At 69.8% G+C, this 16852-nt stretch carries 20 protein-coding genes and 3 pseudogenes; 15 read left to right on the top strand and 8 right to left on the bottom strand.

Going from position 1 to position 16852, the window contains the following annotated elements; genetic code table 11:
• Nucleotides 1-232 precede the first annotated feature (232 nt).
• Together ABZ371_RS15530 and ABZ371_RS15525 are read right to left on the bottom strand one after the other, a co-directional pair.
• Nucleotides 233-1150 carry an IS3 family transposase gene (locus tag ABZ371_RS15530; protein WP_358678948.1) on the bottom strand — a complete coding sequence of 306 codons (918 nt, stop codon included), beginning with the start codon at nt 1148-1150 and terminating at the stop codon, nt 233-235.
• The gene (locus ABZ371_RS15525) at nt 1147-1455 is read right to left on the bottom strand and encodes a transposase (protein ID WP_358678945.1); all 309 of its coding nucleotides are present in this window, start codon (nt 1453-1455) and stop codon (nt 1147-1149) included. Before ABZ371_RS15525 ends, ABZ371_RS15530 begins: the two co-directional genes overlap by 4 nt.
• Before the next feature lie 142 nt (nt 1456-1597).
• On the opposite strand from ABZ371_RS15525, the gene ABZ371_RS15520 reads away from it, so the two are divergent.
• The 4 genes and pseudogenes from ABZ371_RS15520 to mobF all read left to right on the top strand — a co-directional run.
• Entirely contained in the window at nt 1598-2350 is a 753-nt protein-coding gene (locus ABZ371_RS15520; RefSeq protein WP_358678942.1) for a ParB/RepB/Spo0J family partition protein, read from the top strand.
• Nucleotides 2351-2820: 470 nt separating this feature from the next.
• Nucleotides 2821-3132, top strand: a complete 312-nt coding sequence (locus tag ABZ371_RS15515) for a hypothetical protein (RefSeq protein WP_358678939.1) — start codon at nt 2821-2823, stop codon at nt 3130-3132.
• Complete coding sequence (locus tag ABZ371_RS15510) at nt 3104-3352, top strand: hypothetical protein (RefSeq protein WP_358678936.1); 249 nt, start codon at nt 3104-3106, stop codon at nt 3350-3352. Before ABZ371_RS15515 ends, ABZ371_RS15510 begins: the two co-directional genes overlap by 29 nt.
• 194 nt (nt 3353-3546) lie before the next feature.
• Nucleotides 3547-4221: pseudogene (gene mobF, locus ABZ371_RS15505) on the top strand (MobF family relaxase); the annotation flags it as partial.
• A 461-nt stretch (nt 4222-4682) separates the two neighbouring features.
• Here the strand turns inward: mobF and ABZ371_RS15500 are convergent.
• A complete protein-coding gene (locus ABZ371_RS15500) occupies nt 4683-4991 on the bottom strand; it encodes a hypothetical protein (protein ID WP_358678933.1) in 309 nt (102 codons plus the stop codon).
• A 200-nt stretch (nt 4992-5191) separates the two neighbouring features.
• Here ABZ371_RS15500 and ABZ371_RS15495 point away from each other — a divergent pair, with 200 nt between their 5' ends.
• From ABZ371_RS15495 to ABZ371_RS15485, 3 genes and pseudogenes are all read left to right on the top strand, one after another.
• The gene (locus ABZ371_RS15495; protein WP_358678931.1) at nt 5192-5494 is read left to right on the top strand and encodes a hypothetical protein; all 303 of its coding nucleotides are present in this window, start codon (nt 5192-5194) and stop codon (nt 5492-5494) included.
• 321 nt (nt 5495-5815) lie between these two features.
• Nucleotides 5816-6268 (top strand): hypothetical protein, encoded by a 453-nt coding sequence (locus tag ABZ371_RS15490; RefSeq protein WP_358678928.1) that lies wholly within the window; start codon nt 5816-5818, stop codon nt 6266-6268.
• A gap of 104 nt (nt 6269-6372) precedes the next feature.
• Nucleotides 6373-6474: pseudogene (locus ABZ371_RS15485) on the top strand (IS5/IS1182 family transposase); the annotation flags it as partial.
• Nucleotides 6475-6773: 299 nt separating this feature from the next.
• Here the strand turns inward: ABZ371_RS15485 and ABZ371_RS15480 are convergent.
• From ABZ371_RS15480 to ABZ371_RS15470, 3 genes are all read right to left on the bottom strand, one after another.
• Nucleotides 6774-7142: a cupredoxin family copper-binding protein gene (locus ABZ371_RS15480; RefSeq protein ID WP_358678925.1), complete on the bottom strand. Its 369-nt coding sequence runs from the start codon at nt 7140-7142 to the stop codon at nt 6774-6776.
• Between the two features lie 221 nt (nt 7143-7363).
• Nucleotides 7364-7903 carry a DUF6233 domain-containing protein gene (locus ABZ371_RS15475; protein WP_358678951.1) on the bottom strand — a complete coding sequence of 180 codons (540 nt, stop codon included), beginning with the start codon at nt 7901-7903 and terminating at the stop codon, nt 7364-7366.
• A 73-nt stretch (nt 7904-7976) separates the two neighbouring features.
• On the bottom strand, nt 7977-8237 hold the full coding sequence (locus ABZ371_RS15470) for a hypothetical protein (protein WP_358678922.1): 261 nt from the start codon (nt 8235-8237) through the stop codon (nt 7977-7979).
• 621 nt (nt 8238-8858) lie between these two features.
• On the opposite strand from ABZ371_RS15470, the gene ABZ371_RS15465 reads away from it, so the two are divergent.
• From ABZ371_RS15465 to ABZ371_RS15440, 6 genes are all read left to right on the top strand, one after another.
• A complete protein-coding gene (locus tag ABZ371_RS15465; RefSeq protein ID WP_358678919.1) occupies nt 8859-10349 on the top strand; it encodes a DUF87 domain-containing protein in 1491 nt (496 codons plus the stop codon).
• A gap of 139 nt (nt 10350-10488) precedes the next feature.
• Nucleotides 10489-11301 carry a hypothetical protein gene (locus tag ABZ371_RS15460; protein WP_358678916.1) on the top strand — a complete coding sequence of 271 codons (813 nt, stop codon included), beginning with the start codon at nt 10489-10491 and terminating at the stop codon, nt 11299-11301.
• Nucleotides 11302-11461: 160 nt separating this feature from the next.
• A complete protein-coding gene (locus ABZ371_RS15455; RefSeq protein ID WP_358678913.1) occupies nt 11462-11989 on the top strand; it encodes a hypothetical protein in 528 nt (175 codons plus the stop codon).
• A gap of 121 nt (nt 11990-12110) precedes the next feature.
• Complete coding sequence (locus tag ABZ371_RS15450) at nt 12111-12389, top strand: hypothetical protein (protein ID WP_030699965.1); 279 nt, start codon at nt 12111-12113, stop codon at nt 12387-12389.
• Nucleotides 12346-12900, top strand: coding sequence for a DUF6879 family protein (locus ABZ371_RS15445; RefSeq protein WP_358678910.1), 555 nt, complete (start codon nt 12346-12348; stop codon nt 12898-12900). The genes ABZ371_RS15450 and ABZ371_RS15445 overlap by 44 nt, the downstream gene beginning before the upstream one ends.
• 10 nt (nt 12901-12910) lie before the next feature.
• The gene (locus ABZ371_RS15440; RefSeq protein WP_358678907.1) at nt 12911-13759 is read left to right on the top strand and encodes a helix-turn-helix transcriptional regulator; all 849 of its coding nucleotides are present in this window, start codon (nt 12911-12913) and stop codon (nt 13757-13759) included.
• 10 nt (nt 13760-13769) lie between these two features.
• Here the strand turns inward: ABZ371_RS15440 and ABZ371_RS15435 are convergent, their stop codons facing one another.
• Nucleotides 13770-14450: a methyltransferase domain-containing protein gene (locus tag ABZ371_RS15435; protein ID WP_358678904.1), complete on the bottom strand. Its 681-nt coding sequence runs from the start codon at nt 14448-14450 to the stop codon at nt 13770-13772.
• A 131-nt stretch (nt 14451-14581) separates the two neighbouring features.
• Here ABZ371_RS15435 and ABZ371_RS15430 point away from each other — a divergent pair, with 131 nt between their 5' ends.
• Together ABZ371_RS15430 and ABZ371_RS15425 are read left to right on the top strand one after the other, a co-directional pair.
• On the top strand, nt 14582-15727 hold the full coding sequence (locus tag ABZ371_RS15430; RefSeq protein ID WP_358678901.1) for a histidine kinase: 1146 nt from the start codon (nt 14582-14584) through the stop codon (nt 15725-15727).
• Nucleotides 15724-16371, top strand: a complete 648-nt coding sequence (locus ABZ371_RS15425; RefSeq protein WP_358678898.1) for a response regulator transcription factor — start codon at nt 15724-15726, stop codon at nt 16369-16371. Before ABZ371_RS15430 ends, ABZ371_RS15425 begins: the two co-directional genes overlap by 4 nt.
• Before the next feature lie 174 nt (nt 16372-16545).
• On the opposite strand, the pseudogene ABZ371_RS15420 reads toward ABZ371_RS15425, so the two are convergent.
• A pseudogene (locus ABZ371_RS15420) lies at nt 16546-16852 on the bottom strand (hypothetical protein); the annotation flags it as partial.

The following is a 16852-nucleotide window of genomic DNA, read 5'->3' as shown; positions in this document are numbered from 1 at the left end:
GTTGAACGCCTTCGACATCACCTTCGACGGCCGACTCTCCGCAGCCCGCCAGTAACCCTCAACAACCCGAGTTACACCGCTCGTTTGACAGACCCTCACCGTAACGCCAGCCAGCATGACGAGTACGACGAAGCGTTCCTGGACTGGATCTTTTGGTGGTACCTCGCCACGGTGGAACTGACCAACCGGCTGATCGCCTCCTGAGGTTCCCCCGGTGTGCGGGAGGTGCTGATCAGCTGGTCAGAGCGGGTCGATGGGTGTTCAGGTTCGGTTGTTCGGCCGTCGCCCGGTTGGCGTAGTGCCGCTCCTCGAACTCGATGGGGCTGAGGTAGCCGAGCCGTTTCTGGATGCGCCGGCTGTTGTAGAAACCGTCGATGTACTCGAAGAGCGCCAGGTTCGCCTGGGCCCTCGTGGCGAAGACGCGGCCGCGGACGCATTCAGTCTTGATCAGCATCCACAAGTTCTCGGCGAGAGCGTTATCGTACGAGTCCCCGACCGAGCCCATGGAAGCCTCAATTCCTGCCCGCATCAAGCGCGTTGTGAGCTTCACGGACGTGTATTGACATCCGTGGTCGGCGTGGTGGATCAGTCGGCCGGGCTCCACGTCCCGGCTGGCCAGCGCGTATTCCAGCGAGGACAGGACCAGGTCGGCGTCGGCTCGGGTGGAAGTCTCCCAGGCCACCACCCGGCGCGAGAAGGCATCCCGGATCGCCGAGAGCCACAGCGGACCCTCGATCGTGGTGATCATGGTGAGGTCGGTGACCCACAGCCGGTTCGGTGCAGGCGCGGTGAAGTCCCGCTCGACCAGGTCCGGGGCCGGAGTGGCCTTGGGATCCCGGCGCGTGAAGCTGCTGCGGCGAGGGCTGACACCTGCGAGATCGGCCTCGCGCATCAATCGCTCGACGCGTTTGCGGCCCACCTGGACGCCCTCGCATTTGAGGGCGGCATGCACGCGCGGGGAGCCGTAGATCCCGCCGGAATCAGTGTGGATCTCGCGGATCCGGCCGGTGAGCTCGACGTCCTTGCGGACCCGTGCACACGGTTCCTTCTCGGCGCGGCGCCAGCGGTAATAGGTGGAAGAGGCGATGTGCAGTTCCCGGAGCGTGGGCTCGACCTCCAGGTGCGGGTGCTCGGTGAAGAGCGCCGTCACCTGGGCCGGGTCGGGTCGAGCTGGGCCGCGAAAAAAGCCGAGGCCGTCCGCAGGATCTCGTTCGCCCGCTTGAGCTGGGCGTTTTCCTTGCGCAGGGCCGCGAGCTCCTCGCGCTCGGCGGTGGTCGGCCGGTCGTCACGCTCGCCGGCATCGGCCTCGGCCTGGCGGATGCAGCCGCGCAGGGCCTCGGGATGCACCCCGAGATCGGCTGCCAGCCGCTTGATCTGCGGCTTCGGATCGGCGGAGCGGTACATCCCCACCGCACGATCACGCAACTCCTGCGGGTACTTCCTCGGTGCAGCCATAGCCAGAGTTCCTCTCATGAGACCCATCTGACCCGCTATCACCACCCACCGCATCTCGGGGGAACCTCAGTTCGACGAGGAATACCTCGACAGCCTGGGCCGCAACATGCGGGAGGTCGGACAGATCCAGACAGCTGCCGTGATGACCCGCCTGGCGTTCCTGGTTGCCCACCCTGAGCACCAGGACGCGGTCCCGGCCAACTACGACTACGTCGTCATCGACGGGCACTGCCGACTCAGGGCAGCGCGCAAAGCCGGCATCGACCTGCGGATCACCGTGGACGACTCGTCGGCTGGAACCAGGGAGGACCTCCTGGCCGCAGCCCTCAGCGCGAACCATTTCCGCAAGGACCTGACGCCCATCGAGGAAGCCGAAGCCATCGAGGCCCTGGTCGCCTTCCACGGCAGTGCCGCCGCAGTGGTCTCAGTCCTGGGCGGCGCGGTCAACAACTCCTGGATCTCCACCCGGCGTGCGCTCCTGAAGTTGCCCGAGCCGATCCAGGAGCGCGTCGCGGCGAAGGAGGTACCGATCGAGATCGCGAGGAAGGCCGGCAGCTTGCCCCGCGAAGAGCAGACCGCCTTCGTCGAAGCCAAGATGGCGCAGCGTGACGCCGAGCAGGCGGTCAAGCCGAAGCCCGTCCGAGGCCGGGCCGCCGCCGCGATGAAGAAGACTCAGTCTCAGCAGCCCCGGCGACGGCAGCTTCGGAGGAAGCCCTGCACCGGCAGGACGGAGAGCTGGACCTCGCGGCAACAGCGGTTCAACACGGCGTTCCGGAACAGCGCATCGAACCTTCGGCCGCCGGAAGCTCCGACGTACCGATCGACTGGACCGACGCTGAGGCCGTCATTGCCGCAGTCTTGGAGCGATGCCCATCCGACGTCGTACGGAAGGTGACCCACAGCCTCCACGCCGCCCTCTGAAGATCACAAAGTTTTACGGCGTAAAACTTCGTCCGCAGCGACAGGCGAGGGCCGAGACCACCGCCCAGACTTTTTACGCCGTAAAACTCGGCTCCCTGGTGCATGGGATGCGCGGTCTGGCATCCGAGAGATCTCGGATCCACGCTGCCGGACGAGGGGAGGCGGGGTGTCGTGTCGTCTATGCGGTGGCGCAGTAATCGCACGGCTCGTTCGGAGCGGCGCGCCCACGTACGGAGGACGTGGCCAGTTGGCGATCGGCGGCGCTCTACGATTTGGGGCGGCATGACACGAACGCCTACCGCCGCCGTCGCAGCGCCCACGCCGCAATGCGACCCAGTCCGGCCAAGGCTCCTCCGGCATTCGTCGGCACGGGCCCGTGCAGACTTCCCGCCGCCAGACTCGTTCGGCTGACCCGGGAGGAGCGTGGGTTCCCTGGAGAAGCACATGACGAAGAACGGCTCGAACGCCCGCAAGGCCCGCATCCGCGCTCAGGCCGACAAGGCCGGCGCGACCTATCGCCAGGCCGCCCGGACTGTCGACGATGACCGCGCCGCATGGATCGCCGCGGCGCGCGCCACTCACCACAGTCCGGAGAATCTCCGCGACGAACGAGACATCTACCTGATGAGGCTGTCCGAGGACGGAGCCGACCTCCCCGAGACCGTGAGGGTTTGTCTCTACGCACTCACCGACCGCCTCGGCCGCCACGTTGATCGATACCCGGGGTGTGAGCTGCACCGTAGAGGAGCTGGCTGAGACCACCGGCCTGACGCTGTATGCCGCTGAGCACAGCATCTACCTCGCGAGAGCCCATGGCTGGATCGCCAACGGCATGGGCAGTCAGGAATGGACCCTGACCGTGCCAGGCGAGGACGTCGGCCTCTACGAGAGCTTCCTGGAGAGGGCAAAGAATCCGGTCCGCAACGCCGCTGTGTACCAGAAGGCAAGGGATCGGCTAGCCGCCGCGACGCGCTGAAGACTTCTACCGGGCGCCTGCTGAGAGCCCGCCTGGCGGGCGCTCCGGTAAAGATTCGGTGATGTCCTCCCGCCCGGCGGGAAGGACCCCGGATCGCGCTTTTGTGCAGGTCATGACCGGTGTTACATGGCCCGGTGATCAGCAAATCGGAGCTCCGTCCGGGTGACGGAGTGCGCTACCTCTTCCGCGGCGTGATGGTCGGTGACGGCCACCGCCCCGCGGGTACGGCGCTGCGCGACGCTCAGGACGAGGCGGGCGTCCCGCCCGGGGTCTGGCGGGGCCGGGGTCTGGAGGCGGTCGGCCTCACGGCCGGGGACGTGGTGGGCGAGCGGCAGGCCGAACTGCTCCCGGGGGAAGGCCGGCACCCGGACGCCGACCGGATCGAGCGTGAGCGCCTGGAGGCGGGCGACGATCCGGCGAAGGCCCGGCGGGCGAGCGTGCTGGGGAGGCCCATCGAGCACAACAGGTCGCCGAAGACGGAGAAGGCCAAGGAGCGGAAGCCCTGGCTGGGCATGGACCTGGTGTTCCGGCCGCCGCCGACGGCGCACATCGCGTGGGCGCTGATGGGTGACGAGGAACGCCGGGTGCTGGAGCTGTGCCAGGACATCTCCGTGGACAAGACGCTGAAGTGGCTGGGGGAGTCGGTCGCGCAGATCCGGTCGGGGAGCGGCGGCAAGGACCGCAAGCCGATCCGGGACGGCGGGCTGATTGTCGCGGTGTTCCGGCACTACGAGTCCAGAGCTGAGGAGTCGAAGCCGCTGCTCCACGATCATGCGGTGGTGTCGATCCGCGCCCGCCGGCCGGACGCCAAGGGCACGTGGGGCAACCTGTCGGCGGACACGTTGCTGTCCCACATCGTCGCCGCCGACCCGGCCGGGGCAGCGGGCAGGGTGTGGCGGCGGCTCGGGCGCGAGGAGTGGCAGACGCTGAGCGAGGCCCTGGACAACCCGGACGGTGACCGGCTGTACCGGGTGGAGGAAGAGCAGTCCCGCCGGCGGCAGGTGGAACGCAAGGCCGCGGAGCGGGAGGCGCAGCGGCCGGTGTGCGCCCGCTGCGGGACGAAGTTCACCGATGAGCGCTGGCAGTCGATCCGGCAGACCTCGTGGCACACCGAGGGGAACGACCTGTGCGGGCCGTGCAGGCAGGACGACATCGACCGGCGGAAGGCTGAGCGCATCGCGCAGCGCGAGGCAGAGGAGACTGCGGAGAGGGAGGCGGCCGAAGCGGAGGCGAAGAGGAACCGCGGCCTGTTCCGCCGCCGGTAGCCGGGACGCTCCGCGAGGACGGGTGCGGCCTCGACTCAGCCCGCGCCCGTCCTCGACCGAGGCTGCTACCTGCCGAGCGGCACCCCCAGGCTTGCCCGGAACTCGGCTTCGCGCCGGTCGGCTTCGGCGCTGCCAATGACGACCGCCTTCTCAGGATGCTGGGTGGCATCCAGCAGCTGGACCTGCGGTGGCCACAGGACGTTGTTGGCGCCCAGGAGCAGCGGCCCGAGGTGGTCGGGGCACGAGATCACGGACGTGTCGAGAAGCCGGTCGATCTCGAACTCTGCTGGCTTGGTGCAGAACTCCGGATCGTCGGGGCCACTGACCCGGGCATCGCACGTTTCGACGTGGTCGGACAGAGAGGAATCATCCATGCCCACAGGCTGGCAGCGTTCCGCCGTCACCGAGACGAGCTGGCGGCCGCAGCCGCACCGCCTAGTCCCAGAGCCCGGGGCTTCACCGAGTGGCGCCCCTCATCCAGACGGAGCGGAGTAGGACGCAGGCACCGCGTTGACCGCAGCACGGTCCGTCGCAGCCCACCCGCGCTGTCGGTGGTGGCTGGGAGGCTGGTCGGATGAACGACGGTGACGAGCAGCTGCTGCGCGGCCGGGTGTACGGCTGCGACCACGATGACCCCGCCCCGGGCCCGCGGCCGCACCAGACGTACGCCGTCCTAGTCGGCGGGCCGCTGGACGGACTGCTGCTCGACATCACCGGCTGGCGGCCGGAGGAGATAGAGGACGGCGTCGCCCTGATGACCGGGCTGGGACGGTGGCCCGGCGGGCGCGCCTTGTACGATCCGCGCCCTGACGAGCCTCGCCCGACGAGCGGCCCGGGTGTGGTGTGCCGTTTCCACTACTCCGGCGACACACCCTGACGCCCGCTGTCTACGGCTTGTCTTCGGTCAGCTGGCCGGCGGTGTTCTCGATCCACAGCAGCGTCCACTCGACTCCGGCCCGCCACCCGGGTTCCGCGCTGTCGTACCGGCCTTCGGCGTCGGCGCGGATGTTGGCGGCAAGGGCGCGCAGATCCTTCTAAGTCCCTGCAGCTTGGCCGCGTCCATGGCCTGAATCATCTCGTCGGTGATGTCACCGGGTCGCAGTGCGCTCATCGCCCCACCTTGGACGACGTCCCCCGCTGATGGCCATATCTCCCGGGCGCTGACCTGTGACGGGTGGTGGCGATAGCGTCCTGCCTCATGACCGCCACCGACACGATCGCGGCCCTGGCTCTGGCCGTCGCGGTCGTCGCTGCCGCTGCCGCCATCGGCTCCTGGAGAGCCGCACGCAACGCCAACGGGGCCGCGCAGACCCTGTCCCGCATCGAGCAGCAGCGCCTGCACGCCGATCTCACCCCGCACTTCCGCTGCACGGTCGTGGCCAACGAGGCCCGCTCCACCGCCATGCTGAGGGTCCACCTCGAAGGCCCGCCCGGCCTGCTGTCCCACGGCACCATCGAGATCACCGCGTCCCTGCGCAACGACAACCCGCACCGAGGCGACGGGCCCCAGTTCGCCGGTGCTCCGACGCCCGAAGAGGTCCGCGACCACATCTGGGGGCCGTGGAAGTTCAGCGCGGACGGACGCGACGACACCAGCCGGACAGTCGCCCGCAGCAGCTGGCGATCGGCGAGTGGACGCGATACGGCCTGACCCCCACCACCCCGCCGCCCTGGTCGACGACCACCACGGACGCCTGGCACCGCGACTACGCGAACGAACCGGTGCGCCTGAGTATCACCGCCAGGTCCAAGAGCAGCGCCCGCCGTCACGCCAGGGACTACGAACGGCTCATCCAGCACTCGGAATCCTTGATTACCTGGGCCGCGATCACGCTGATGACCAGGCGCATTACCCGCCGGTCCTCCCGCAGGAGCACACAGCCCGCCTCGCGCGAGGCCAACTGGGACTGATCGTTCTCAGGTTCACGGTCGGCAACTCCACCCGGACCGGCTCCGAGAACCCGCCGGGAGCCCACTATCCCACGAACACCCGTGATCCCGCCGACGGTTCAGCACCGGTGACCTGTGACGTTCTACGGCCGGTGGGGTGTGCTTCTACCGCAGAGGGCCTGATGGGAGCCAGCATGGCCCGTCAGCGACGCCGGGGGCGTCACTGACGGGCCGTTCACCCCTGACTGCTGCGACGGCCGCGACGGCTACCGGACGGTGATGGTGCCGGTCATCGACGGGTGGATGTCGCAGTGGTAGGAGAAGGTCCCCTGAGTCGGGAAGGTCCGGGTGAAGCTCATGCCGGGAGTGAGGAGGCCCGAGTCCCAGCCGGGCCCGTCGGAGGTCGTGGTGTGGACGGCGCTGTCGTTGTTGATCCAGCGGACCGAGTCGCCGGCGTTGACGGTCACCGACTGCGGGACGAACCGGAAGTCCTCGATCACCACGGTGATCTGGTCCCTGGCTGTGTGGCCCCTGCTGGCCGAGGCCGCTGGGCCGGTCAAGAGTGCGCTCAGCGAGAGCGCCACCAGCAGTGCGGCGAAGAGGCGGACGAGCGAGCGGGCGGGTGAGTGCGGCATGAGAGCCCTCCTCGAGTGTGAGTAGATGACTCTGCCCACCGGGCGCCCGGAGAACCGTCTGTCACTCGAAGGGGCTAACGAGTGGGGGCGCGAGTGTGCAGGTGGGTGACGGTGCCGCTCGCCGTGTCACGCGTCCGCACACCTCTGAACTCACCTCGAAACGACATCCCCGAAGCGTGACGCAGCCAGGCGTTCGCCAACCGGTCACGACCACCGACATGTCATGTCGGCCTCAGGAACAGGCAGCCGGTGATGTGGTCGAAGCCGCTCAGCAGCGGCGTCAGCTCCTGAGCGCACCCGCACAGCGTGCACAGCCGCGTTCCCGGGTTCTCCGCGACGTCCAGGGCCCGCTGGACATCGAGCAGCGGCGCCCCCTCGGGTGCCTCTTCGCAGTCCGGCGCGTGCAGTACACCACGGGCCGCACCCCGCCCCTCGCGGACCTTCGCCAGGACCCAGCCCGAAGGCCGGCGCTCCCCGAGGACCTCGCGCACCGTCGACGTCGGCGGCGCCGGCGGAAGAGGGTCGGTGCGGACCTGGTCGTAGTCGACGCCGTCGACCGGCCGCACGTGCTCGGGCGCCCGGACCCACACCCGGTACTCCGCGGCCTCCACCCTGCCGTCCTCGAGGTCCCGGTACGACGGCAGGCCCACGAGGTACACCCACCCCGTCTCGGTCTGCCGCCGCCTCCACAACCGCGCCACGACCTCCTGCTCCGGGTGCCCGAGCAGCGGGTCGGCGGGCAGCACGACCCGCACCGGCACCGGCCGGGCTGCCTCATCGGAGAGTGTGGTCACGCCCCCACGGTAAGCACCGCCGCTGCCAGCTCGATGGACGTCACCGCTCGGGCAGCTTGCTCCGAAGTTTGTCCATCGCCTTCTTCACGTCACCGAGCTGGTCGCCCAGCACCCGCATACGCCAGTCCAGGCGCTCCATCCGGGCGGCGGCCGCCAGCGACGCGAACGTCTGCGCCATCTGCGCCGCGCCCGCCTCGCCCGCCAACGCCTTCTTGACGTACCGCGAGGCCATCGCCTCGTACTGCTTCGCGCGCTCCACCGCGGCCTTGAACTCGGGCGCGTCGTCGTCGTGTTCGGTCATGCAGCCCCTCCCAGGTTGATCTCTCCTCACCGTTGTACCGACCGCGGCTCACAGTCGGAGCTCCTGCAGATTTCCGAGCCGAAAAGTTGTCCACAGATCGCAGCTCAGGGCCCACTTTTCGCCGCGCTCTATCCACAGGCCAACCGCCTTACGGTTCGTGTCCGCTTCCGGGTGTGAGGTGCCGGGACGCAGATCGAAAGGGCACGGCCATGGCACAGAGCAAGTTCGACAAGCAGCTGGAGAAGGAAGCTGACTCCCTCGCGCGCGGGATCGGCCGGGCCTTGGCCGGCCGGGACCTGGACGGGGTGAAGCGCACCGACGCCACGTTCTGGCGCGCGGGCACCCGGGTCCTGCCGAAGGTGGAGGGCAAGGTGCGGCGCCGCTCCTACAAGCCCGGGTGGCGGCGCTTGTCCTTCCGCGCCGCGCTGGGGGCCGGGGTCGCGGAGAGCGGCTACCTGGCCACCCAGGACCTGGACGCCACCGTGCGAGGCGTCCAGGAGCTGTGGGAGAACCGGGAGGCAGCGCTCGCCGCGCTGGAGCCCGGCGGGATCGGCGCGGCCTCCGTCCTGACCGTGGGCAGCGCGGCGTACATGGTCCTTCACCCGCGAGCGCCGGGAGCTGATGCGCGAGTGGGTCCAGCCGCTGCACGACGCGATCCACCGGCCGCTCGGACTGGCGGAGCAGACCGACCCGCGCCGCTACCTCCACGTCCCGAAGAACTTCAGCGACGACGACGCGGAAATACGCATCGACCTGCCCCGTCATCTGGGCTTCTCCCGCGACGTCGTCGCCGACCTCATCACCCAGAAGCTCGCCCTGGAGGGCGTGACGTTCGACTGGCACCCCGAGGGCCGCAAGCCGTACGTGCGGGTGAAGAAGACCCGCAAGCCTCCGGCGAAGGCCCTGTTCAAGGACCCCAAGACGCGGGATCTGGTGGCCAAGGCCAAGGAGTCCGCGCCGATCATCGGGTTCGGCGCCGGCGGGCAGATCGTCTCCGTCGACCTGGACGCGCAGTCCCCGCACATCCTGGTCAACGCCTCCACCGGCGGCGGCAAGTCGGTCACCCTGCGGTGCATCGCCTGCCAGATGCTCCACCACGGCAGCCGCGTCGTCGTCCTCGACACCAAGCGGATCTCCCACCCGTGGGCCCACGGCATCGACGGCGTCACCTACTGCCGCGACGTCGCCGACATCCACGACCAGCTCATCGCCCTCGGGCAAGAGTGCCGGCGCCGTACTCAGGTCGCCGACGAACTGGGCATCGACGCCGACCCCAAGGCCATCGGCCAGCGGCTGCTGATCCTCCTTGAAGAGGTCAACGCCACGATGAAGATGCTGGCCCGCTACTGGGAGAAGATCCGCGAGTCCGGCGACCCGAAGACCTCCCCGGCCCTCGACGCGCTCTACGAGATCCTCTACATGGGCCGTCAGCTGCGCATGCACGTCCTCCTGGTCGCGCAGTCCGCCACCGCCCGCGCCCTCGGCGGGCCGGAGGTCCGCGAGCAGTTCTCCACCCGCATCCTGGCCCGCTACAGCGTCAACGCCTGGCGGATGCTCGCCCCCGAGGTCCACCCGGCGCCGAAGTCCACCAAGCACCGCGGCCGCGCCCAGGTCGTCTCCGGCGGGTTCGCGCGTGAGACGCAGATCCTGTTCTTCACCGAGGCCGAATCCCGCGAGTGGGCCACCACCGGCAAGACAGTCACCGACAGCCCCGCCACGGTCCCGGTACAGCTGCACAAGGCGCCTGCCGACACCCCGCCCAGCACCGGCGAACTCCCGCCCGTCTCCGAGCCGCCCACGGACGAAGTCCGGTCCGCTGACGCCCGGAACCCGGCGACCGCGTCCAGTGAGCTCGCGGCCGACGCCACGGCACCGCCGGCCACCCCGGCCCCGGCCGTGGTCGACGAGGACCAGGCGGTGGGGCTCCGCGAAGCCGCCGAACACCACCTCCCGTACACCGTCGACGCGCTGCGCTTCGCCCGCCACAAAGACCCGACCTTCCCCCGCCCGGCAGGCAAGCGCGGCACCGAACTCCTCTACCGCGTCGGCGACCTCAAGAGGTGGGCCCGCAACCGGCCCCGCGCCGCCACCGGCACCACCGACCTCGACTGACCCCCAGAGACCGGCGGGTCGGAAATCCGACCCACCGCCCGCCGATCCGGACCTGTCCGCTTTCCCCGACACGATCCCCCCCCGGCCCTGGAGAACACCCGGTTCACCAGGCACCACACAGAACAGGAACACCGCCGCCATGACGAAGACCGCGCTCCCGACCATGCTCAGCTTCTCCGCCCCCGACCTGCGCGAGCAGATAGAGGCCCTGCCCGAGGGAACCGCCCTCATCGGCATCAGCACCGACGGCCGCGCCATCGCCGTCGACCTGGACGCCGACTGCCCGCACGTCCTCGTCTGCACCTCCACCGGCGGCGGCAGCACCACCGTGCTGCGCTCCCTGACCGCCCAGTTCCTCCACCAGGGCGCGCACGCCCTGGTCCTCGACCCCAGGCGGATCTCCCACCTGTGGGCCAGGGGCCTGCCGACCGTCACCCACCGCGGGAACGTCGCCGGCATCCACGACGCCCTGGTCGGCCTCGGAGAGGAGATGACGCGCCGCCTCGACCTCACCGACACCGAGCTCGACGCCGCGCCCCGGCTCATCGTCTCCATGGACAGCGCCAACAGCACGCTGCGCCAGCTCACCCGCTACTGGGAGACGTTCCGCGACAAGGACGACCCGCGCATGTCCCCGGCCGTCACCGCCCTCGAGGCCGCGCTGTGGACCGGACGTGCCGCCCGCGTCCACGTCATCCTCGACGGCACGCCCGCCACCAGCATCCTCGGGGCGGCGCCGCACGAGATGTTCGGCACGGTCGTCCTGGCCCGGGTCACGGCCAGCACCTGGCAGCGCCTCGCCCCGCTCGCCGGCCCCGCGCCGAAGCAGAGCCCGCGTGCGGGCCGCGGCCACGTCATCCAGCACGACGAGGTGCACGAGACGCAGGCGATCTGGATGACCGACGCCGACGTCGTCACCTGGCTCACCGACCCGGACGACACCCACATCTGATCGAGCGCCGGACACGCCACGGGCCCCGGGGGATCAGCCATGACATCCCCGGGGCCCGGAATGGGTTCACGCTGTCCAACGACCATGCCGACCGGCGGTCACTATGGCCTGCCAACTCATCTTCCCCACCTTGGCAGTTCACGCCGATACCCTGCCGTCCATGGGTGGCCTTGATGACGAGATCCGAGCAGCACGAGCCCGCGCCGACTCCTGGGCGAACGCTGACCAGCAGCGAGTCGAGCGGAACCAGAGCGAGGCAGCAGAGGTCCAGCGGCTCCTGGCGGAGGCGGTGGAGCGCTTGAGGCCGTACGGCTCCGAAGTCCTCGTCCAGGTGAAGCCCGCGCTGTTCCGCGGCGGGTACTCCGCGAACGGCCAGCGGCTCCGGGAGGTCGCACGGCAGCGCTGCTGGAAGCTCGCCAGCATCTCCGGCCGTCGGCGCGACGAAGACGGTGATCTGGAGGACGACTGGATGGAGTCGCCGGTCCTGCTGCTGGAAGACGGCACGGCAGGCCGCTTCTGGCTGGACAACGACGTCCGTCCCGAGCGCGAAGGAGAGTACGTGTCCTCCTACGCCCCGGACCCGATCACGAAGAAGACCTTCGTGGACACGTCGAACAGTGACCTGCCCGCGCAGGTCAAGCGGCGCCTGGGCGAAGCCATCGTCAGCTACGAGCGCGCGGGGAAGTGACGGTCGGCGGGGGCGCCGACGCCGGAGTCCCCGCACTCTCCCGGAGGCAGCCTTGACGTCGGTCCCGGGCTGCGGGACGGTCTGCGCAACTACGCGCAACCGAGTCCCAGGGGAGTACGTGATGACGTTACGGTTCGTCGGGATCGACCCCAACACCGGCGGTGAGGGATCAGCGACGGTGTGGGTGGAAGAGGAGAGCGCGGACCTGGTCCTCCAGGGCGAGGAAGCCGACGCCCTCCTCAAGTCCCTGGTCGGCTCCACCGAGTGGGTCGCCGGCCACAAGACGGGGATCCCGCCGCACGAGCGGGTGATCCGGATTCCGTTCCACATGGTGCAGATCTTGAGGGAGGCGTGCGATGCCGCTGAACGCGCAGCAGCTGAACACCGCGACGTTCGCTGAGCTGCTCGCCGACACCCACCACACGGCGGTCCACCTGGAGATGCGCGACCTGTACGCCGTCGGCGACGAAGCCGAGGACTTCGAGACCTTCCTGCGCACCGGCGTCCCGAACCTCGACCCCGCCCGCTCGTTCTGGCCCCAGTGGATGCCGCTCGTGAAGGACGCGGTCGCCCGCGGCGTGGTGATGCGCCGGGCGCGGATCGTCTCCGAGCCGGTCACCGACTACATCCGCTACGAGCACGCCATCACCCCGCTGAACCTCCAGGCCGGGGAGGACGTGCGCTGGCTGTCCCGCCGCCGCGCGAGCGACATCGCGCTGCCCGGCAACGACTTCTGGCTTTTGGACGACCGGCTCGTGCAGTTCCACCACTTCACCGGGACCGGTGACTGGGCGCCGGACGGCAAGGAGCGCACCACCGACCCGGCCGCCGTCGCGCTGTGCCACGCCGCCTTCGAGGCGGTCTGGGAGCGCGCCGTCCCGCACGAGAAGTACACCGTCCAGGCCCACTGAGTAGAGCACCGTGAGCACATCCCCATCGTCCAGCGCACAGGCCGCCCGTGAGGCGCTGGCCGTGCGCTTGCAGCACCTGCGCAAGGACGCCGGCCTTTCCGGGAAGGACCTCTCCGCCCGGTGCGGCTGGCACCCGGCGAAGACCACCCGCATCCAGAAGGGCGACGTCCCGCCCTCGGACACCGACATCCGCGCCTGGTGTGCGGCGTGCGGCGCGGACGACCAGGCCGACGACCTCATCGCCACCGCCCGCGCCGCCGACTCGATGTACCTGGAGTGGCGCCGCCTCCACAAGGACGGGATGCGCAAGGTCCAGCAGAACTGGAACACCCTGCACGAACGGACCCGCGTCTGCCGGGTCTACGTCTCCAACGTCTTCCCGGGCTTCTTCCAGACGCCGGCCTTCGCCACCGCCCTGATGGAGCAGATCACGACGTTCCAGGGGACGCCGAACGACATCTCCGAAGCCGTCGCCGCCCGGGTCGCCCGCTCCCGCTTCCTCTACGAGGGCGGACACTGCTACGTCGTGCTCATGGAGGAGTCCGTCCTGCGGTTCCGTACCGCCGACCCCGAGGCTATGCGCGGGCAGCTGCGCCACCTCCTGGCCGTGATGCCGCTCGCCTCGGTCTCGCTGGGCATCATCCCCTTCACCGCGCAGCGCACCGTGTGGCCGCTGGAGGCGTTCTACCTCCACGACGACACCGTGGCCGTGGTGGAGACCCTGACGGCGGAGATCAAGGTAAAGCAGCCACGCGAGCTCGCCGACTACGCGCGGGCGTTCGCCGGCCTCGCGGAGATGGCCGTGTACGGCAACGCAGCCCGTGCCCTTATCCAGGCCGCGGTCGACGTGCTGGAGTGAAGTTCCGCAATTACCCGCAATCTCGTTGAGGACCGTGCGGCCGCCTCCGTAGCGTCGAACGACACCGACGCGACGCACTGAACATACGGAGGCGGTGCCCATGAGCGCACCCACACCCGCCGGCCCCCAGCCGGGAGCTCCTAGCCTCCAGACGCTCTCCTTTGGCGCGGCGAGTGCCGAGGTAGGCGAAGTAGGTCAGGGTTCCGCCGGGGTGCAGCAGTTCCAGGTACCGGTCCATGATCGCTTCGACCTGGTCGGGGGTGAAGTTGGCGAAGGGCAGGCCGGAGACGATCACGTCGTAGCGCCGGTCGGTGTCCAGATCTTCCACGCGCTGGGTGTGGATGCGCACCTGCCGGCCGTGGCCGGCCAGGTGCGGGTGGGTGCGGGCAAGGTGATGCAGCCGTTCGGTGAAGCGCGGGTTGGCCTCGGCGATGTCGAGGCGGCTGCCGGGCGACAACTGAGGGATCAGTGTGCGGGTGACCGCTCCAGTGCCCGCGCCGGCCTCCAGGATGTTCAGCGGCCGTCCCGCCTGGGTGCGCACCGGGTCGGTCAGGGCGCGGGCCAGGGCCCGGCTGCTGGGGGCGATGGCTCCGGTAGTGCGGATGTCGCGGGCGGCCTCGATGAGGAACGTCCAGCCCTCGGCATGGCGTTGCGCGACGACACGGTCGTGCGAGGTGGTCCAGTTGTTCATGGATTCGACGCTAGGAACCACGCCTCGCCGGAATATCCGCCGTTGTGCGACGGTGCACCCCTACGAAAGTAGGGGGAAGGAAGGGTAGAACGTCGGAGGAAGGTGTTCTGACAGCGCTCTAGGCTTTTAGGGTGAGCGGGAAAGAGAGCCCCTGGTGGGCCGTGTACGGGCGGTACGGTCTGGTGCTGCTGCTGACGGCCGCTGCCGTCCAGAACGGTGCCGCGACCGTCGGAGGCCAGTACCTGACGGTCCGCACCGCGGCGGCACTGCTGTGCGGGGCGGCTCTGGTGGTGCGCCGGCTCCCCTGGTACGTCGCCCCCCTGCTGGCCACCGCGGCGACGGCGCTGTGGGGGTGGCTGATGCTGCCGCTGCTGCTCATCGCCCTGTTCGACCTGGCCGCCCGCCGCCGCACCGCGGTGGCCGCCGCGTGCTGCGCCGTCGTACTGGCCGCCAACACCGTACTGCCGGCCTCAGTCTCCCTGTGGCGGCCCCAGCAGTACGGCGCCAGCCTCTTCCTGCTCCTGGCCGTGATCGGCGGGCTGTGGATGGGCAACCGCCGCCGCCTGGTCGAGGCACTGAACAGCCAGGTCGGGCACCTGCGGATCGAACGGGAACTGCGTGAACAGGCGGCACGGGCTGCGGAACGGTCCCGCATCGCCGCCGAGATGCACGATGTCCTCGCCCACCGCCTGAGCCTCATCGCCCTGCACAGCGGAGTCCTGGCCACCCGCGCCGACGCCCTGCCCGATGCGGTCTCCGACCGCCTCACGCTGCTGCGCACCGCCTCCACCGAGGCCCTGGCCGACCTTCGCGACGTCCTGGGGGCCCTGCACGAGCCTGGGCCCACGAGCGGTGATGCGGCGCCCGCTCCGGCCCTGCGGGACGTGCGCGAGCTCGTCGAACAGGCACGTCAAGCGGGCCAGCAGGTCGATCTGAACATCGAGGGGCGGCCAGAGCAGGCGCCGGCCGCGCACCGACTGGCGCTCTACCGTCTCGTCCAGGAGGGTCTGACCAACGCCCGCAAGCACGCCGTCGGCGCACTAGTGCGCATCCGCTTGGACTACGGACCGCCCGCCACGGTCGTGGAGATCGTCAACACCTCCGGTCAGCCGGCCGAGCACACCACATCGTCCGGTTTCGGGCTGGTGGGCCTCGCCGAGCGCGTCCATGCCCTGGGCGGGGACCTGAACGCCGGACCGCACGGCGCCGGCTCCTGGCGACTCGCCGCCCTCATCCCCCACCCCGCACACCTTGAGCAGAACGGCTCCCGCACATGATCCGTGCCATGATCGTCGACGACGACGCCCTGGTCCGCCTCGGCCTGGCCGACCTCCTCGACGGCGACGAGACCATCGACGTCGTCGCTCAGGCGTCCGACGGTCTCCACGCCATCGAGCTGGCCACCGCACACCGTATCGACGTCGCCCTGGTCGACGTCCGCATGCCCCGCATGGACGGCATCACCGCCACCGCCCGTCTGCGCGCCCTGCCCCATCCTCCGAAGGTCATCACCCTGACCACGTTCGACCTCGACGAATACGTCTACAACGCCCTGGCCGCCGGCGCCGACGGCTTCATCCTCAAGGACACCGACCCCGCCGAGATCCTGCGCGCCGTCCACCTCGTCGCCACCGGCTCCGCCATGCTCCACCCCACCGCCGCCCGTCGCCTCATCGACCGCTACCACCGCTTCGGCCAGCCCCAGGCCGCCGCCGCCCGCGAACGGATCGATCAGCTCACCCCCCGCGAGCAGGACGTGTTGGCCCTGCTCGCCCAAGGAGACACCAATGCCGACATCGCCACCGCCCTGGGTATGCGTGAGAGCACCGTCAAAGCCCACGTCAGCCGCATCCTGACCGCCCTGGAGGTCACCAACCGCGTACAGGCCGCACTCCTCGCCCGCGACGCCGGCCTTACCTGACACCCCGACGCCGCAGGGCCGTCACGGCTCAGCTCCATCCTCCTCGTCGTCGTCCAGCTCAGGGGCCTCCGGGTCGCGCAGCGGGCGCAAGGTGCCGCCGACCGGAACGGAGGCGGTGAAGCTGTAAGCTTGTCATTTAACGGTGGGTGTCAAACGGCGCCTCCTGCCGGTATGTCAGTCCCACGCGTTGAAGAGGGCTCCGCCCAACGTGGTGATGCCGTAGAGGCGGACCTCCCGCCACTCGGCCTGCGTGAGCACTAAGGTGTCCACGTCGGAGAGCGGTGTGGCGAGTCGTTCGCTGCTCAGGACCGTGAAGCCCGCGCTGGCGAAGGCGTGAGCCCAGGGCGGCGGCGCAAGGAAGTCCTCGTCGTACCAGTCCCGTCGTCCCTTGGGGAAGGCGACCCAGGGGTGGTGAGCGTGGCACAGGACAACGTTCTCGACTTCGCGGCCGACGACCGTTGCGGTGTGGAAGGTCCGGGGG

It is taken from the genome of Streptomyces sp. NPDC005899 (assembly GCF_040629645.1).
GTDB lineage: Bacteria > Actinomycetota > Actinomycetes > Streptomycetales > Streptomycetaceae > Streptomyces.
This window is presented reverse-complemented; position numbering and strand designations above follow the sequence as displayed.

Bases quoted from the DNA above. Each gene is read 5' to 3' on its own strand.
- ABZ371_RS15525 (WP_358678945.1), bottom strand. From the start codon at position 1,455: ATGGCTGCACCGAGGAAGTACCCGCAGGAGTTGCGTGATCGTGCGGTG.
- ABZ371_RS15520 (WP_358678942.1), top strand. From the start codon at position 1,598: ATGACCCGCCTGGCGTTCCTGGTTGCCCACCCTGAGCACCAGGACGCG.
- ABZ371_RS15515 (WP_358678939.1), top strand. From the start codon at position 2,821: ATGACGAAGAACGGCTCGAACGCCCGCAAGGCCCGCATCCGCGCTCAG.
- ABZ371_RS15500 (WP_358678933.1), bottom strand. From the start codon at position 4,991: ATGGATGATTCCTCTCTGTCCGACCACGTCGAAACGTGCGATGCCCGG.
- ABZ371_RS15495 (WP_358678931.1), top strand. From the start codon at position 5,192: ATGAACGACGGTGACGAGCAGCTGCTGCGCGGCCGGGTGTACGGCTGC.
- ABZ371_RS15490 (WP_358678928.1), top strand. From the start codon at position 5,816: ATGACCGCCACCGACACGATCGCGGCCCTGGCTCTGGCCGTCGCGGTC.
- ABZ371_RS15480 (WP_358678925.1), bottom strand. From the start codon at position 7,142: ATGCCGCACTCACCCGCCCGCTCGCTCGTCCGCCTCTTCGCCGCACTG.
- ABZ371_RS15470 (WP_358678922.1), bottom strand. From the start codon at position 8,237: ATGACCGAACACGACGACGACGCGCCCGAGTTCAAGGCCGCGGTGGAG.
- ABZ371_RS15465 (WP_358678919.1), top strand. From the start codon at position 8,859: ATGCGCGAGTGGGTCCAGCCGCTGCACGACGCGATCCACCGGCCGCTC.
- ABZ371_RS15460 (WP_358678916.1), top strand. From the start codon at position 10,489: ATGACGAAGACCGCGCTCCCGACCATGCTCAGCTTCTCCGCCCCCGAC.
- ABZ371_RS15455 (WP_358678913.1), top strand. From the start codon at position 11,462: ATGGGTGGCCTTGATGACGAGATCCGAGCAGCACGAGCCCGCGCCGAC.
- ABZ371_RS15450 (WP_030699965.1), top strand. From the start codon at position 12,111: ATGACGTTACGGTTCGTCGGGATCGACCCCAACACCGGCGGTGAGGGA.
- ABZ371_RS15445 (WP_358678910.1), top strand. From the start codon at position 12,346: ATGCCGCTGAACGCGCAGCAGCTGAACACCGCGACGTTCGCTGAGCTG.
- ABZ371_RS15435 (WP_358678904.1), bottom strand. From the start codon at position 14,450: ATGAACAACTGGACCACCTCGCACGACCGTGTCGTCGCGCAACGCCAT.
- ABZ371_RS15425 (WP_358678898.1), top strand. From the start codon at position 15,724: ATGATCCGTGCCATGATCGTCGACGACGACGCCCTGGTCCGCCTCGGC.